At 38.6% G+C, this 17,681-nt stretch carries 15 protein-coding genes; all 15 read right to left on the reverse strand.

Annotated features, from left to right (window positions below; translation table 11 throughout):
- Positions 1–25: 25 nt before the first annotated feature.
- A complete protein-coding gene (locus I8748_RS09395; RefSeq protein ID WP_198124340.1) occupies positions 26–1,192 on the reverse strand; it encodes a DegT/DnrJ/EryC1/StrS family aminotransferase in 1,167 nt (388 codons plus the stop codon).
- A 28-nt stretch (positions 1,193–1,220) separates the two neighbouring features.
- A complete protein-coding gene (locus tag I8748_RS09400; RefSeq protein WP_198124339.1) occupies positions 1,221–1,481 on the reverse strand; it encodes a hypothetical protein in 261 nt (86 codons plus the stop codon).
- Between the two features lie 102 nt (positions 1,482–1,583).
- The gene (locus I8748_RS09405) at positions 1,584–3,119 is read right to left on the reverse strand and encodes a Rieske 2Fe-2S domain-containing protein (RefSeq protein WP_198124338.1); all 1,536 of its coding nucleotides are present in this window, start codon (positions 3,117–3,119) and stop codon (positions 1,584–1,586) included.
- A 94-nt stretch (positions 3,120–3,213) separates the two neighbouring features.
- On the reverse strand, positions 3,214–4,287 hold the full coding sequence (locus I8748_RS09410) for a peptidoglycan bridge formation glycyltransferase FemA/FemB family protein (RefSeq protein ID WP_198124337.1): 1,074 nt from the start codon (positions 4,285–4,287) through the stop codon (positions 3,214–3,216).
- A 78-nt stretch (positions 4,288–4,365) separates the two neighbouring features.
- Entirely contained in the window at positions 4,366–5,238 is an 873-nt protein-coding gene (locus tag I8748_RS09415) for a phytanoyl-CoA dioxygenase family protein (protein ID WP_198124336.1), read from the reverse strand.
- Positions 5,239–5,310: 72 nt separating this feature from the next.
- Entirely contained in the window at positions 5,311–6,423 is a 1,113-nt protein-coding gene (locus I8748_RS09420; RefSeq protein WP_198124335.1) for an aspartate aminotransferase family protein, read from the reverse strand.
- A 65-nt stretch (positions 6,424–6,488) separates the two neighbouring features.
- Positions 6,489–7,142: a sugar transferase gene (locus I8748_RS09425; protein ID WP_225896367.1), complete on the reverse strand. Its 654-nt coding sequence runs from the start codon at positions 7,140–7,142 to the stop codon at positions 6,489–6,491.
- A gap of 193 nt (positions 7,143–7,335) precedes the next feature.
- Entirely contained in the window at positions 7,336–8,532 is a 1,197-nt protein-coding gene (locus I8748_RS09430; protein WP_198124333.1) for a glycosyltransferase family 4 protein, read from the reverse strand.
- 193 nt (positions 8,533–8,725) lie between these two features.
- A complete protein-coding gene (locus I8748_RS09435) occupies positions 8,726–9,676 on the reverse strand; it encodes an NAD-dependent epimerase/dehydratase family protein (protein WP_198124332.1) in 951 nt (316 codons plus the stop codon).
- 256 nt (positions 9,677–9,932) lie between these two features.
- Positions 9,933–11,186, reverse strand: coding sequence for a glycosyltransferase family 4 protein (locus I8748_RS09440; RefSeq protein WP_198124331.1), 1,254 nt, complete (start codon positions 11,184–11,186; stop codon positions 9,933–9,935).
- Between the two features lie 32 nt (positions 11,187–11,218).
- Positions 11,219–12,397: a hypothetical protein gene (locus I8748_RS09445; RefSeq protein ID WP_198124330.1), complete on the reverse strand. Its 1,179-nt coding sequence runs from the start codon at positions 12,395–12,397 to the stop codon at positions 11,219–11,221.
- Between the two features lie 115 nt (positions 12,398–12,512).
- The gene (locus I8748_RS09450) at positions 12,513–13,811 is read right to left on the reverse strand and encodes an O-antigen ligase family protein (protein ID WP_198124329.1); all 1,299 of its coding nucleotides are present in this window, start codon (positions 13,809–13,811) and stop codon (positions 12,513–12,515) included.
- 22 nt (positions 13,812–13,833) lie between these two features.
- Entirely contained in the window at positions 13,834–14,991 is a 1,158-nt protein-coding gene (locus tag I8748_RS09455) for a glycosyltransferase family 1 protein (RefSeq protein ID WP_198124328.1), read from the reverse strand.
- Between the two features lie 199 nt (positions 14,992–15,190).
- Entirely contained in the window at positions 15,191–16,303 is a 1,113-nt protein-coding gene (locus I8748_RS09460; protein WP_198124327.1) for a glycosyltransferase family 4 protein, read from the reverse strand.
- Positions 16,304–16,329: 26 nt separating this feature from the next.
- Complete coding sequence (locus I8748_RS09465; protein ID WP_198124326.1) at positions 16,330–17,601, reverse strand: lipopolysaccharide biosynthesis protein; 1,272 nt, start codon at positions 17,599–17,601, stop codon at positions 16,330–16,332.
- Positions 17,602–17,681: the final 80 nt, after the last annotated feature.

Genomic DNA, 17,681 nt, shown 5'->3' on the forward strand with positions numbered 1-17,681 from the left:
TACTCTCTCTGGCTGAGTAAGCTAACTATTTAAGATGGTGTAGAGAAAATTGATATTTTTCACTCTCATAGTGAATTTCAGTAATTGCATTAATAACTCTCTCTAAATCTTCTGTTGTAAGATTTGATCCGGAAGGCAAACAAAGACCGTATGTAAATAAATTTTCAGCCACCGTTCCTTTGATGCGTTCACACTCAGAAAACACAGGTTGGAGATGTAAAGGTTTCCACACCGGACGAGTTTCTATTTGTTGTTTGGCAAGTGCAATGCGGACTTGTTCTCTATCAGCACCAAAAGCTTTTGGATCGATTGTTAAACAAGTTAACCAGCGGGTTGCACGCCCATAAATAGCTTCTGGCATAAATTCTATGCCTGGCAGATTTCCTAAAGTCTTTTGGTAAATTTCAAAGTTATGCCGTCTAGCTGCAACTCGCTCATGCAAAACACATAATTGACCGCGACCAATGCCAGCCAAAACATTGCTAAGGCGATAGTTATAGCCAATTTCTGAGTGTTGGTAATGGGGAGCTAAATCACGTGCTTGAGTTGCTAAGAAACGAGCTTTTTTCACTAATTCTGCATCATGGGAAACTAACATTCCCCCACCAGATGTAGTGATGATTTTATTACCATTGAAGGAGTAAATGCCAATGCGCCCGAAAGTGCCAGGAAAATGTCCTTTGTAAGTAGCGCCTAAAGCTTCAGCTGCATCTTCAATTAAGGGAATATCGTAGCGATCGCAAGCTTTGAGAATTGGCTCAATATCTGCACTTTGCCCATATAAATGTACAACTACCACAGCTTTGGGTAATTTGCCAATACGGGCGCGGTGTTCTAAAGCTTCTTGCAACAATTGGGGGTTCATATTCCAGGATATGCGATCGCTATCGATAAATACTGGTTTTGCCCCTAAATAAACCACCGGATTTGCAGTAGCTACAAACGTCAAAGTAGAGCAAAAAACTTCATCCCCAGACTCTACACCTACTAATCGTAAAGCCAAATGTAAAGCTGCTGTTCCAGAACTAACAGCAGCAGCATAACCAGCCCCAGTTAGTTGACAGAATTCTTGCTCAAAAGCATCTACATGTGGCCCTACTGGCGCAATCCAGTTAGTATCAAAAGCTTCTTTGACGAATTCTATTTCTTGCTTTCCTATATGAGGAGTTGAAAGGAGAATTGGTTTTGTCATTGTAGCTTAAGTTATAGAAAATATAAATTTAGTAGCGTCCGGTAAAACGATAGTGTTTGTGTGGATATTTCCAACGCAGGAAATTTTTAATCACGGGATTCATCTCAACCTTGGCTGGAATTTGTACGACTGGAAAACCCATTGCTTCTTTGTAGGCAATTAATCCTGGATCTTCAGGAATATGTGGGCTATGGACAACTTCACAAATTTGACCGGAACGACGACAAGCTTGAACAAACTCAAAGGTTAATCCATGACTGATGTAGTTTGCTAATGCCTCGGTAGTCATATGAATATATTCAAGATAAGCAGTCCTATCTATAGACGTTATTGCAATTTTTACAAATTACGTTGAACGATATTGCCAGCATAAATAGTTCAGTTGCATAACCTAAATCCGCTTAGTATTAAGTAACTTACATTTACCGTTAAGGCATTTTCCTGTCTCCAGGTCGAACTCATAATGATGACTAAGACAGCGCAGAATTCCTCCTGGTAAAATCTCGCCTACTTCTTGTAAGTCAACGCCAGCATGAGGACAGTAGCGCTGTACTTTATAAGTCTGTCCCTCAGAGTGAATCGTAATTTGCTGTTGAGCATCTATTGAATTTTCATAATCTTCTACAGCTTGTAAAGATTGGGGAGAAGCGAATTTCAGTAATCCTAAAAGATGGTCGTTGTAAATATCTGGATTGCGCCAAGCAACAAATCGCAGAGATAAAAAGAAGTCTTCCCAAAGCAACTTTCCATCTAATAAGGGTGGAAGCCATCTTGATGCAAAACGATAACCGTAGCTGCATTCTCCTATCTCGTTATATACGCCTTCCCAACCCGGTCGAAAATCCACTGCCCATTTTCCACCACCTGCTCCTGTAATATCAAACCCAACTCTCATCCCAATTTTTTGGTTGAAGTAGGAATTCATTGCTAAAAGACTTTGGAAATATTCGCAAAATGGTTCCCAAAGAGATTTTTTAGGTTCTGGATAATGAGCTTTGAGGTTAGCAATGTGAGTTGTTCTTTGCTGGGCATAATTTTCAATGTAAGAGTTGCGATCGCTAAATGAAAAATCACTCCAGATGGGATCGGCCTTTTTAGATTCTTGCGTGACATCGAATACATCTCCAGGCAACAAAATCTCAGTGTTATGCACACCCTGGTGATGCAGCCAGTCTACTACCTGCTGTTGGTCTGGAAAAATGCCATTTTCCATTTCCGAATTAATTGCAGCCAGTTCTGGATCGAGAAAGCAAGGAGGCCCAGCAAAGGGAATGGCTGTTACTGGTTTTACAGATGCGATCGCTCGTTCTAGGTAACTGAATTTAGCTATGCGCTTGCGCTGGGAAAGTTCTTGTTTGCGCTCTGGGGAATATTCATAGCACATAGGATACCAAGAAGCTCCAGCCCCTTGCAAGGCTAACACATCGATTACTCCACCTACTTTGGTGCGGATGCTGCAAAGTTGCGCTACTGACAACCGCGCATCATTGAGGTCTAGCAATATCTCCCCATCACCAACAATCACCACAGCAGAATCCTGGTTCATGGGTGACTCTTCTGATACAAAAAATATACTGATTTCTTCCCCTAGTTGTACTGTTTCCCACTGCGGCACTTCAATAATTTTTTTTAAACCTGTAGCAGTAATTTTCTGCTTGAGAATTGGCGAGGGATAGCGCGGGATAATGATGGGTGTCTCTGGCGGTACTTGGGCTAAAAACCAAGGGTCAAGGTGGTCTAAATGTTCGTGAGAAATAGCGAGCGCAGTTGGTTGCAGTAATGCGGGTGTCACCAAATGTTCATTACTGGGATACTGAAACCATGACGCCAGAAATGCTCCTTCTGGAGATAGCCACGGATCTACAAGTAATGTAATATTATTTGTTTCTACTTTTAAACCTGCGTGACCAAGAGAAGTAATCTTCATAGTTGTTTATCTAATAATTCATCAGTTAAATTTGCTTATTTTTGGTGGTCTACAGTTTTGTACAAATCTTAGATAATTGCTTGTTAGTTATTCCTTAATGAGGAGAACGATAGGCAGGAAAAAATTTTGATTCCATCATTTTTTCAGGTGGAATATTTAAATATTTTGCCCGTAATTCAACTAAATAACGATATTTCTCTTCATCTAAAATTAACCGTAGTGTCATGAAATTATGCTTGAGTTGAGAGAAACCAGCTTTAAATGCATAAACACTATCTTTTGACGCACCAACTCCACCTCCCAAATGCAAAAATTCATTGCCACGTTCCTTAGCCCAATATCGAGCAAAATCTGTTTCTAAAGTGCTAGGAGATAAGCTAACAAACTTATTTTTAGTCCCCCCCAAAGTACTTTGTACTATGCCACAAACTTCTGTATATAAGCCAACACAGGCAACCTCATTTTCATACTCAACAATACATAAATGCAGTTTTTCTCCTAACGCCTTATACATTTCGTAATAATATGTAAAATCAAAGCTGTAAAATCCTTCGGTAGCATCAACTCGATCCATAGTTTCTTGATAAATAGCAGTAAATTCATCAAGATATTCTTCGATACTAACCATTTTTGGGATCATTCCCAATCGCTTACATTTATTAATTGTGCTTTTATGACCTTTCCTGGTATTTGTCCAGATTTGAGACTCAGAGATTCTTAAGTCAACAGAAACAGTTTCTCCATTGACTAAAAATGTATTTGGTTGAAAAATATCACAAAAGTTTTCGTTTAAAATTGGATGTAATCTAATAAAAGCTGAACATACACGCTTGTCACATAATATACGCTTAAATTCACTCATGGCTAAATCAGGAAAACCAGGCGTATTCACAGCTGCTTCGCTTAATAAAATTCCTGTATAGCCATAAGGAGACTTAATGTCAAAAGTTTCTATAATCGTTTCATCAACGACATCATCACATTTCGACAGCAAATAAGGCACGAAAAATATTTTGTCACCATCAGTTATAACAATCGCTTCGGGAATGCCTTTAATTCTACTTCTCTCTAATAAAATATACTCCGGTAATTGATAAACATCATGTCTAATTTTATGCAGTGTTTCCATCCATAAGGGATTTGATAGATCAATTACTTGAGTCTTCATTAGTTTAATCCTTATTGAAGTAACAGAACTTTCTCACACAAATTCATCATTAATCAAATTAATTGATGAATCTCCCTATTACTCTGTCCACAAAACAGGAAATATTGCTGGATCGCTATAGTCTGGATAGCCGTTTGGCAGTTTGCGACACATACGGTCAAGAAAGTGATGAATTTGTTTTCCGTTATTCCAGAAAGGTTGATATCGGTTGTCATAATCTTGTAAATATAAAGCGAATGCTAAGCGGGGTAAATTGCTGTGATTAGGATAACTACCGTGAATAGTCAAACTATGATGAAAACTAACTTGACCTTTTTTCATAATTATGGGTACTTCCACAATCTTTCGCCCTTCTTGAGCAAATGTGTTTTCTATCTCTTTAAGATTCTGATTATTGAATGATCGCATATGTTCAGTACCTGACCATTTATGACTACCATCAATTACAACTAATGGTGATCTATAAACATCAGTATCGTGGAAGGGAATCCAAGCAGAAAGCATTTTATTAGAGGTGCAGTTAGAAGAGTAAGAGTAATCAGTATGCCAACCAACTACCCCCTCACCTTCATTAATTGTTGGTGCTTTGTAAACTAGCGTATCTTCAAACAGCCGAATTCCTCTAGTCCTAGCTAGTTTAGCAGCGATCGCCCCAATCATTGGGTGCAAGAGCTTACGTAGTTCTTTCTTACGATAAGAAACATGTTGATTATTGCGTACAGCGTTCCCATCTCCAGGTTGCCAATCACTATAACCAGTTTTGTAGGGAAGAGTTGCATCTCGTTCTCCACGATAAAATTTTTCACTACCCAAAATTGCTTCATCAATAATTTCGTCAGGAATCACTTTTTGAGAAATATACCAACCGTGTTCCTCATAAAAAGCAACATCCTCATCTGTTGGTAAAAGAGCCATTTGCTCTTGTGATAAACGCTGAGTTAAAGCTTTCATGTAATCTCAAATCTCCTTGCTTCCAAGCTTGAAAATAATTGGGCGATCGCTAAATATAATAGACTTCTTGAGTTACTTCCCAATCAGAGAGTAAGTCAGCTTGCCAGATTGTTTAAAAAAATCAGTAATTTTTGCTGCCACACGAGCAATATCATCCAAGGAATAACGTTGATCTGTGGGAATTGTCAGAATTCGATTTGACAATTCTATTGCTAAGGGATCATTGGATGATTTGTCTGGTGTAGTTTGTAACCAATGAATTGCTGGAAAAATATTTTGAGCTATGAGATATTTACGTAAATTATCGCGGATGTCTTGACTTTGACAAACTATTACACTGTTAAATGGTACAGAACTGATAGGCCATGAACTAAACAGAGGCATCCAATTCGGATGCTTTTCAGTTAAGCTCCAATTTAAAAAATGTCTAATGTTAGTTTCCCTTAGTTGCCTAAATTTTGCAATGTTCAAGCAACTCAATATCACAGAAGTGAAGGTTGAAGCTACACAATTAGTTTCATCATCAAATTCTTCCTCACTTTCAATTTCTAGCTGTCGAAATATATCTTTCGAGATATTGGCACCACTAAGATAGGCTCGCTTTAATAGCATTGCAGTCAGTCTTTTATCGGCAGCCTGTGACTTTGAAGAAGAAGCTTTGGGCAGCTTCATATTTTGCGGTGACCAGATAATACCCCCATCTGGAATTGGCAGAGTTTTTCGCAAAGATGCTATAGCATAGTGAGCTGTACTCTGCTGCGCCCAAGAAGAAAAAGGATCGTGGGTATGGTCTTCAATTAAGATAATATCATCATGCTGAAATAGCCAATCTTGCCAAACTTTCCCTTGCCTGATGCCAAATAAATTAACTGCTAGTACTAAATCACCAGGTAAAGTATTAAGCGTGTTAAAATCTGGGGATTCTTGAGTAGGTAAATCTCGATACCAACATACATCAAAAACTGTTTTGAGTTTGGCTACAAAATGCATACATAAGAACGATGGTATATGCAGCCTTAAGCGATGTATTTGGTGCTGTTGCAACAGAGTTGCCATAGAGAATAAGCAAGCTGTGCCAGTGGAAAATAACTCGTAAGATTCAGGTAATAAAGTTTTTGCCGCTGATAGCATTACCATATCATTTGACCAATCAAATTGCGAGCCTACTTCCCATCGATTTTTCATGTGTATTTACCTCAAACACAGCTGCTTTTGCGATTAATTGCCATCATCTAACAAAGCGTGACAGTTCATTGTCCAGTTTTACTGCCTTTAAATTCTTCGCCTGTAGCATGACCTGGTTGGCTAATTGCTTCTTGTTGCAAAACTTTCAATATCGTGAGCAAAAGAATTTTGAAATCAAGCCATAGACTCCAGTTATTTACATACCAAACATCTAATTTGAATTTCTTTTCCCATAATCCATCTAATATTCGGCGACCATTAATTTGTGCCCAACCTGTAATACCTGGTTCAACTTCATGGCGACGTGCTTGTTCAGGGGTATAACGGTCGAGGTACTCTACTAGTAAAGGACGCGGCCCAACAAAACTCATATCTCCTTTTAAGACATTCCAAAGTTGTGGGAGTTCATCGAGACTAGTTTGGCGCAGGAATTGCCCAAAGTTTGTGAGACGTTCTTCATCAGGAAGAAGGTTGCCTTCAGCATCGCACTCATTTGTCATAGTGCGGAATTTGTAGAATTTAAAAATTCGAGCTTTTTTACCAGGACGTGGTTGAGTAAAAATTACTGGACTACCCATTTGGAAATAAATAGCTATCCCAATTATTAGCATCACTGGAGATAGAATCAACAGAGCGATCGCTGCTACAACTCTATCTAAGACAGACTTAACTACTCTGCTATATTTTGTGTGATTAACTTGCAAATTTTTAGCATTCATACACACATATCTCATTATGAGTGAGCCAAAAAACTCTAGTCAATATGATATTGTTACGGAATAAATTTACCTACAGAAATGTATGCAGGGTAAACAGCAAATTATCTATTAGTGATAACTCTATTGCCGTATTCCACACCCATTTTTATGAAGAGTATTTTGGGTGGTTAATCTTAGCTAATTATAGCTACATTTAAAAATTATTAATTGCCAAATTGGTACTTGTTTCATCTAAATGAATACCTAATTTCTGATAGAAACTTGCCAGTCTTTTAAAAACTAGTTCTTCATCATATTCAGCTTCAATGCGCTCACGTCCTGCGTTACCATAGGCTTGCCTTAATTGATTATTAGACAGGAGTATTGCCAAGGCTTCAGCTAACTTATTACTATCTTGAGGTGGCACAATTAAACCTGTTTGTTGATGCACCACAGCTTCTCGACAGCCTCGAATATCTGTGGCTACAACTGGTAAATTCATTGACATTGCTTCTAGAATAGACCGGGGTAATCCTTCATGAGTAAACGTAGGTAGGGTAAAAATATCTAAAAGCCCCAAAATCTCTGGTATATCTTGACGTTCACCTGTCAAGGTAACGTGTTGCTCAATTCCCAGTTTGTGAATTTTTTCTATAAGTTCTGTATGGAAAGGTTCAGGGTCTGTGCTGAGTTGACTGCCAATCACTAGAACGTGCAAATTAGGAAATTGAGGTAGTAGTTTGGCTGTGGCTTCAATTAAGTATCCACTTCCTTTTTTACGAGTTAAACGCCCAATTGTGCCAATTATTAAGTTAGCAGTTTCAGGAATATCGAGGGCTTTACGTAATTGGCTTTGATGGCTCGGATCAAGGCGATCGCGATGGAAACGATAAGTATCTACTCCATTGCCCAGGTAACGTAATTTATCTGATGGACAAAGACCTAATTTTTTTGCTGTGGCTATATCTTCATAATTTTGACTGAGAATCAAATCAGTGATGAAAGCAACGAGTTTCTCAACAGTAAAGTAAAAACGATACTGTATTGGAGATGATAAATCGTGGAATGGCAAACCGTGGGAAGTATAAACAATACGTTTAGTACCTGCAATTTTAGCCGCAATACGTCCTAAGACAGCAGCAATTGGTGTATGTACATGAACAAGGTCATATTGATTATTCCGGATTAGTCTTGCCAGATTATAAATACTTCTCACATTAGAAATCAAAGAAATTTTCCGGTCAATTTGAATTGAATGAACTATGTATCCCTTCTCTCGTAATTTTTTTGTTTCTACTCCTGAAGAACAAGCTATTTCTACTTGGAGATTACGAGACAACAAATATTTAATTTGTGGAAGTAAAAGTGTTTGTGCTGTGTCATCTACTGCACAAATATGCAAAATTTTCATTTGATTTCTCTACTTAGAATGATTTGATTTTGCTCAGTAATTAGATACCAAATATCTGATGTGATTAAGTAGGTAGCTAAAAATAAACATGACTATGTTACGAAACGTAAATATGCCTGAAACTCTTACAACTGACAACTGACAACTAACAACTGACAATCCTCACTAGTCACCTTTATTCGCATCAACCTACTTATGTATACAAAGACTTAATCCACTGCCATTCTTGAGTTAAGCCGTCTCTGAGAGAAACCCGCGGCTGATATCCTAAAATTTTCTGCGCCTTAGACACATCAGCAGCCGTGTGACGTGCGTCTCCCATGGCCTTTTCTATATAGTTCTTTTTGATTGGTTTACCAATGATTTCTGCCATTGTGTCTAAGATTTCTGCTAAAACCACTCTGCTACCGCCACCAATATTGAAGATTTCGCCTACTGCTTGGGGTACGGTAGCGGCAGCTAAATTTGCAGCGATCGCATCACTCACAAATGTAAAGTCCCGCGTTTGTTGTCCATCACCGTAAATGGGAATTGTCTCATCTTGTAAAATAGCTTTGAAAAACTTATGAAACGCCATATCGGGGCGCTGTTTGGGGCCATAAACTGTGAAATAGCGCAATGCTACAAAAGGCACACCAAAGTTTTTGTAATACAGTCCACATAACTGTTCAGCGGCTAGCTTAGTAATTCCGTAAGGAGAAACAGGTTGTGGACAAATCTTTTCGTGGGTGGGTAATGTTTCTGCATCACCATAAACACTAGAAGTAGAAGCAAATACTAACCTTTTTAAGTGTTTAGCATCCTTGGCTGCTTCCAGCAAAATTTGTGTTGCATTAATATTTCGTTCAGTGTAAGCGCAAAAACCTCGGCCCCAACTTGCTCTTACCCCCGCTTGTGCTGCTTGATGAAAAACAACATCAACATCCTTAAGAAGAATATGCCAATCTAAAAACTGTATATCTCCTGTGATTAAATTAAAGCCAGGATAATTTTGTAAATGGGCAATATTCTTATACTTTAAAGCAGGGTCATAGTAATCATTGAATTCATCAATACCGATAACTTCTTGACCTTGTTTTAATAACGTTTCTACAAGGTGAGAACCAATAAAACCTGCGGCTCCGGTAACGATGGTTTTAATCATAAATACTGAAATTAGTAAGGTTTATCAAACTAGACCTCAAATCACAAATTATTCTAGGAGTAGTACTGCTACATTCACCAAGGAGTCGAGTTTTTCAGCAATACAGTCTGCTGATTACTGTTGTTTAACGTGAGTCTCCAACGCAGGCGCACCTACGGGAATGGCGAAAGAAAACTGCGTTTTCTTAGAAGTTCGATGAATACTGTTTCGACCTCTCCCCCAACCCCTCTCCTACAAGGAGAGGGGAGTAAAACCCTTATTTTTTCGTTACTCCTCCCTCGCCTTGTAGGAGAGGGAGGCCGGGAGGAAGAGGTCTGTCAAACTCAGGTTTGTTTAACCAAAGTTCTGTCTGATTACGCACATATTTATAAAAAGCGATGCGCTGCTCAGACAAAATTTCATCTATATACTCTTTAGCTGTCTCTAAGTTGCGAGCTGACATGGAAGCCATACGTTCTGCATCAGTTACTACCTCTCGAATTTTTTGAGCTAAAGCAGTCACATCACCAGGAGGTACCATATCCTCAGGAGGTAGTAGTTCAGGTATGCCGCCCACTGTTGATCCGATGCATGGTAGCCCCCGTGCCATTGCCTCAATCATCGCCCTCGGTAAACCTTCTTGATAGGATGGCAAAACAAATAAATCGGCTTGATCTAAATCAGCACGAACAGCATCGCTAGATGAAAGTTGACCTCGAAAATAAATACGTTCTTTCAAACCTAGCGCCGTTGCTTGCGCCTCCAATTCTGTACGATGCTTACCATCTCCTACCATAATTAACTTCAGGTCTAAACCCTCTTGTACGCAAGCTGCAACAGCCTTAATGAGGATATCTGGAGCTTTATATAGTTGAGCCATTGTACCAACAAAAACTAGCCGAAAACTCGTAATTCCTTGACGAAGAGGACGGGGCGCACTTAGGACTATTTCTTTTGGTAGGCATACATCTGATACTCCATCTGTATAGTTAGGGCAAGGATATCGTTGCTGCAAAGCTTTTTTAGTTACATAGAGTGCAGCAGGTGCCTTAAAGCATTGTTGCTTCAATTCGTGAGAAAATAACCGACGGAATATCGGACTCAAGGGATGTTGGACAGAACCTGGTGCAAAAACATCGTAAGGATCGGCAATAATCTCAACACCGTATGGTCTTAGTGATGGTAATAAACGCCAAACTTCTGAACCTATTGTGCAAGGTAGACGTAACTGTATAGCTTCAGCGTTTTTGACTGCCTCACTAATAGTTTTTCTGACGCTGATGTATTTTTTGATAAACTCCCACGGCCCTACAAAATAAGGTACTGGAACCGCCTTGATTCCTGGCCCGGTTACTTTTTTCCATCCACTTGGTGGAGTTAAATGTAATTTGGCACGTACAAGTATATGAACTTCATCATAAACATTTAGATATCTGCTCCACAATTTATAAGCTTGCGACTCACTTTGAGACCATAGATTCCCGTCACTGGTTAGGGCAAAACGAGCTGGTGCTGAAACTAAAACTCGCATTTATGATTTCCTCAATTTTTTATTTGCCTACTCTATCTGCACCACGGGGCTTTCACGATTTTCTTACACTTCTTCAGCGCTTTGTCTATAGCAGAATCGATATTGAATTGGAGTGATTCTCCTTTTTGAATCTTGGCTTTGGCGCGTCGGATAGCGTCTTCTGCACCTTTGGGAATTCGATTCTGCCACCAATCCATATTTTCGCTACGTATCCACACATACTGATCTGCCGTGCGGAGTCCGTGGTAAGTGTTGTGTTCTAACAACTTTAGTCGCTCATTGGGTGAAAGAAAGTGTGGCATTCGGACACCATACCAGTTGTTATCAGTACTATTTGTAGGCTTTTCAAACAGGTCAAGTACGAGATCAACATAGACTGCTTGACCAATCTTGACGTGGCGATCGTATTTCGCCTGATTCACTTTATCCACAAGTACCCGTGCATCTTTGCGGATAATCTCGCGTATGCCATCAAACCAAGCAGCACGGTATAAGTAGTATGCTTGTTCATGTCCATCAATAATATCGGAGTCTGACTGAACTGCATCTAACATCCCATTGACGAAAGCTGGCCATAGCCCATAATCATCATTGACGAGTCGCGACTGCAACTTAATTGGGTCAGTTGTCTCTGCTAGCAAACCCTTCATCCAACTCAATAGACCAAGGGCGAACACTTCCATATGAGGTTGCGTTGTTTGTAAAATTCTCATAAATTGGGCACCACGTTTTCGTACCTGCTTTTGATACTCTTCAAACGTCTTGCTGTCATGTTGGAGTTGATCTTTGTAATACCAAGGACTCTCGCCGTATGTTTCTGGATCTAAGGCAATGCCTTTAAATCCAGCAACTTTGGCTGTTTTAGCAAAGTTACGAATGTTGCTTTCAGCAGTTGTCCAATCAGTATCGTTGAACCAGTCCCACCCTTTCTCCATAGTTGACCACATCAACACGAAATTATTAGTAAGTTTAGAGGTAGTAGTAGCAGCAAGGTCTTTTCGGTTTTGGGTAAAAGCTGTTTCTGGATAAGACGTTTTCCTAAATACTTTTTTCCCCGCATCGAGTTTAATAATTATGCCATCAAATGGAGATTTCTCCATCTGCTTAATATGCTGCTGAAAAAATTCAGGAGTCGGTGCATCCCAGCCGTACTCGATCAATTTCTTAGTGCTTGATTGGGGTTCTGCTGGCTTGATTAGCAAGTGCATCATTAGTGTAACTATGAGGAAGGTGCAACCTAAAAGAAGTTTTTTATTGATTTTTTTATTTATCCTACGCATTTTTTTAAAACTTTCAAATTAGGAGTATATATTTACTTGTCAACAATTATCTTTGATAGCTAATAATTTTATGTTGCCGCTGAGATGCACTAACACCATAATTCAAACATAAAGCACCGAATAAGAACATCCACCATAGGGTACTAACTGTTGTAGCCTTAAAAAGAAAAAAATCAAAAAACATTGAAAAACCTGATGTAAAAATTGCACAAAAGAAAATTGGATATCGTGCGCCTCTAAAATTTTCAAATAAGAGCTTAACTAGAATAAACCATATAAATGCAAAATAAATTAGGCCAGGAAGTCCTAATTCAACAATACATAAGAGAAAGGTAGAATGAGGATGGTATAAAAGAGAGCCATAAGGATTCCATACTAAATCAAAATATTGACCAGTTTCACGGGGATTTTGAGTATCAGGAATATACCAAGGCCAATAAGAACCATAACCAGAACCAAAAATATTAGTTAGTTCGCTACGATTTTCAATTATTTGAAAAGATGTTAAGTATGTATCTTGACGACTTGTATCTTCTAGAGACTGAAGACGATCTGTCTTAGCTCTGGAATAAAAGAGTAACATTGTAGATGTCGTCACAATTAACACTATCGCTAAAGAAATAACAGCATACTTTCTGTTTTTGATAAACAGAACTAAACATGTAAGCAAAACACTAAGAAGTATAAACGCACTACGTGAGCCTAAACTGATAATAGTCAGTAAAAGTGAGAAAACAATGCTGAGTTTTAATAAACGTTTGCTTGGATTTTGAAGTATTTCATCAATAGCAAATCCTAACGCTGGCACTAACATAAAATATCCAGTGGTGGAACCAAACAAAGGCCCGCGTACTCGCTGTATACCGAAATCGTTTCCTTGGGAATCATTGAGGGTTGTCCATCCCAAAGAAAAGAAGGACTGTGCTGTGTATAATAACCCTACTAATGCCACAAAAATAGTTAGTCTCCATAAAAAAGAATGCAGTGATGTAAATTTAATTTTTGCAATTAAATAATAAGCAAGCAAACATGCTGAACCTGTCAAAACTAGTGTGTAAAGCATTGCCATACAATTGCTTTTATCCATGCCGCTCCATTGTATAGATGTTGCTGCATAAATTAGCAAAACAACTGTGAATAGAGGTAAGTAATGATGCCAATGTTTTAAACGAGTATTAATCGGATGCTTGTTTTTCACTTGCAGTAAAAAGTAGAAACCAGCTATTGGAATAATTAATAAATCTTTGAGACTAATTGGTATAGATTCAATTGTGAACAAAGAAGTTTGGGTGGAAGGTAAAAACGACCAAGATAGAAGAATTAACCAAAATGGTAGTTCTAACATAAATTATGAAAAATTATTTATTTTATTGCTTGGATAGACTTGTCTGATAGATTTTTTCTAGCTTTCTCACACCTACTTCAATGTTGAAAGGGCTTTTTTCTACAGCAAGTAAAGCATTGGCTTGAGAGATAGTTGCAGCTGATGCTTTTGCAGCCAAAACCGTCTTTGCCCAGGTGGATGCTGATTCTGATAAGGACATTCTTTGCATTAGAGGTTTAACTACATCTGCCTCATCGGGAACAACATCTGAGAATACACAGACTAACCCTGCAGCTTGTGCCTCGATTAGCGCCAATCCTAGACCTTCGTGCAAGGACGGAAACAGAAATATATCCATGGCTCCTAACATGAGTCTGGGTACATCAGGACGAAGACCAGTGAAGATGACACGATCTGCTAAGCCCATCTGAATGACTTTCTGTTCTATATCTGGGCGTAATAATCCGTCACCTATTAGTAAGAGGTGCATTTTTGTTTCTTGCTTAGCTATCTCTGCGACAATATCTAACAAAAACTGATGATTTTTTTGTTGCTCAAATCTGCCGACATGACCAATTACAAAAGCTTCTGGGGGTATACCTAGCTCAGCGCGAACAGCTTGCCGATCAGTTTGGTTGTGAAATGGCAGCAAGTCCATGCTACAGCAAAACGTCTGCCAACGTTTGTCAGTTTGCCAGCTTGAACCAAATAGATTAACTGCTGCTTTACGGCTAGCTGCTAAGCCCAAGGTGGCATATTGAGTAATCCACCGTTTCATCAAGATTAAATATAATTGTCGATATAATCCTGCAACAGCTTCTTTTAAAGATGTATCGTTATGAGAATGGGCTATGCAAATAGGTACACCTGCTTGCCGTGCTAGACGGAGAACATAGCCACTAAAGTGATGAACATGACTGTGAACAATATCATAAGAACCATACTCGTCTAGTATACGTTTGAAATTGTTAGCGTAGAACCAGGGTCGTGATGGATGAAGGCAGGGAATAACTTTACTACCAAGGGCACGAATTTCTTCATCGTAAGCACAGGGCTGGGTTGTGTGAACTAGGAAATCCATGTGGAAGCGATCGCGATCAATGTGTCGCAAAATGTGCATTAGCCAAGTTTCAATCCCTCCCCGATTCATTCCCCCAACAACATGAAGGATACGTATTGAAGATTTGTCACCTAATGTCATGATTTTATTTTTCTCCCTATATACTCATGGCGCTTTGCAGTGCATAAAAAATAGACCTCTTTCATAAATCTTTTTTTGCCTCACGCATAAAACTGTAGTGGTGAGCCAGTAGGGTATTGGGGGTTCGTTTTTTCGTTAATTTAGCTTTAGCTCAAGATAAGAATAAGTATCTAGTTATCATTAACCTAATTTTTTATTACTAACTGATGGTAGCTAATACTTGCGATACTTTCTTACCTATTACATCCCAGTTTAATTGAGTTTTGACTTTGTGTTGTGCATTTAATGACATAGCTTTTAACATAGAAATATTACTCAGTAAATTGATAATTTTTACAGCCAAAATATCAGCAGTCGGTTCTGGAATCACAATACCATTTACTCCATCATCAACAATGTCTGGCATCCCATCATTATCTGAAACAATGCAGGGAACTCCATAATTGAAAGCTTCTACTAAAAACAAACCATAAGGTTCACAATAAGCAGGTGCTACTACTAAATCTGATTTGAGAAAAAGATTTTGCTTTTCATCTGCTGATGAAATATATCCCGGATTCTCAACACCATTTTCACGGATCGCTAATTTTTCGCCGATAATTACTAATTTGGCTTCAGGTAATACTTTTTTTACCTGCCTAAATGCTGCTAAAACCAAGCTTCCACCCTTTCTTTCAAATTCTGAACCATTAAATAAAATTTGCTTGCTCCCGAAACTCTTTTCTCCTTGATAAAGTTTTTGAGAACGACTTGAAGAACCAACAACAGTAATTTTTTCAGATTGGATTCCATAGTCTTCTATCAAGGATTTCTTGACAATATTACCCAAAGTAAAAATATGAGTAGCTTGTTGATAAGCTACTTTTTCACAGTCTAACCAATCAGTAAATTCTTTTTCGTCCTTAAAAGGTGCCCAAGGAGACCAATTTTTTTTAGCTAAACCCATCGTGTAATCTAAATAAATCACATAAGGGATATCAAATTTATCCCAAAAGGGGCAAAACATACAAAAGACATGAAATACTAAATCTGGAACATATTCTAGTTGCCTAATTTTACGCTCTGTATTACGTGATCTAGTGATAAACGTCTTTTGATTTTTCGCAAATCTATCAGCTGTATTAGGTGAAATACGTTCTAAGATTTTGTTGTAATAGCCTCTAGCTAGTATATCTAATACTTTGAATTGAAATAATTCACCCGATGGCAGACATTCTACACGCTCAAAGTATAAAGACATTGCTTGAAATAAACCTTGACGGCGATTTATATATTCACTAGCACCTGTGACTAAAATCCTTTTAATTACCATAGTGGTTTATCCTTGCTTAAAAGATATTACTTATTTTCAATTAATTTAATAGATTGGGGGTGTTTATGCAGAGCATGAATAATTACTACTGAACTGAAAACGACTTGTACAATTGCTGCGATAATTAGTGCGATCGCTGCTCCTATCAATCCCATTCTTGGTAGCAACCATAGACAAGCTATGGCTGAGATAGTTACTACAGTACTAAACAAAGGCATTTGAATCCGAAAGTACCTAGCAGCCGTCATTCCATACCCTAAGAAAGACGATATGTAGTTAATGCCAGCAACAACCATCAACCAAGTAAATAGATTGGTCTGTTCAGCATATTCAGGTCTATATAAAAAAGTCAGGACATGCCGTCCACCAATTACAGCTATTAAGACACCAGTTCCACCTAATAAAGCAGCTATTCCTACCAACTTGAGTAAGAGTGTGCGAAAAGCTATGTAATTTCCTACTGCATAATACTTGGCTAGTCTAGGGCTAGCTGACTGCCCTAAAGCACTCACTACCATACCTCCTGCCACCATCAAATAGGCTAAAGCTGCAAAAATTCCTAGTTCTCTCTCCCCCAAATAATGCTCAATAAAGTAGCGAGGAATATTGGTATTGAGTGAAATTAGCATCATCACAAATCCTAAAGGCAAACAAAGCCATACCAAGTTTGTGAGAGTCTTCAGCTGCCAAGATGGTTGTAATTTTGACCTCTGCTTGAGTATTAACAGACCACTACCAATGTCATAACTAAACAACACAATAGCCCAAGCAAAAACTAACCCAACTGCACCCCACAAAACACTACCGGATATATATACTCCAATGCCTAGTAGTAGCAGTGATAGAGAACCCTTAATCATCAGCGACACTGCAATTCTATCCATGCGTTCGTGCTGCTGAATTAACCCATAAAATACGTCGCTAATAGACTCAAATGTCTTTGCCAAACCAATTAATAAAATAACTAGAGATGTTTCCCACCGATATCCTCCTGATAAACTGATGACTACAATAATCAGCAGTGCTAAGGCTACCGAGGTTAGTCTTAAACCTAGATAATCGCTGAAAAAATACTGTTTTTTGGCATCTGTTGCTTGGACAGTTCGTAGTTGGAGATTTGTAAACATAATAACGGGAGCTGTTACCGCCAGTCCCAAGGTAAATTGCCCTACCATCTCTGGACTACCGAGTTTAGCCAAAACTACAAGCATTCCCCACTGACAACCTGCATAAACAGCATTACCAATGAATGTCCAGGAAAAGTTGCGACGTAGTGTTAGTGCCTTACTTTCTTGCATACACTTAATTGGGAATTGGGAATTGGGCATTGAGAATTGGGAATTGGGAATTGGGAATTGGGAATTGGTTATTTATTCTT

Origin of the sequence: Amazonocrinis nigriterrae CENA67, assembly GCF_016056305.1 — a bacterium.
In the GTDB taxonomy this organism is placed as follows: domain Bacteria; phylum Cyanobacteriota; class Cyanobacteriia; order Cyanobacteriales; family Nostocaceae; genus Amazonocrinis; species Amazonocrinis nigriterrae.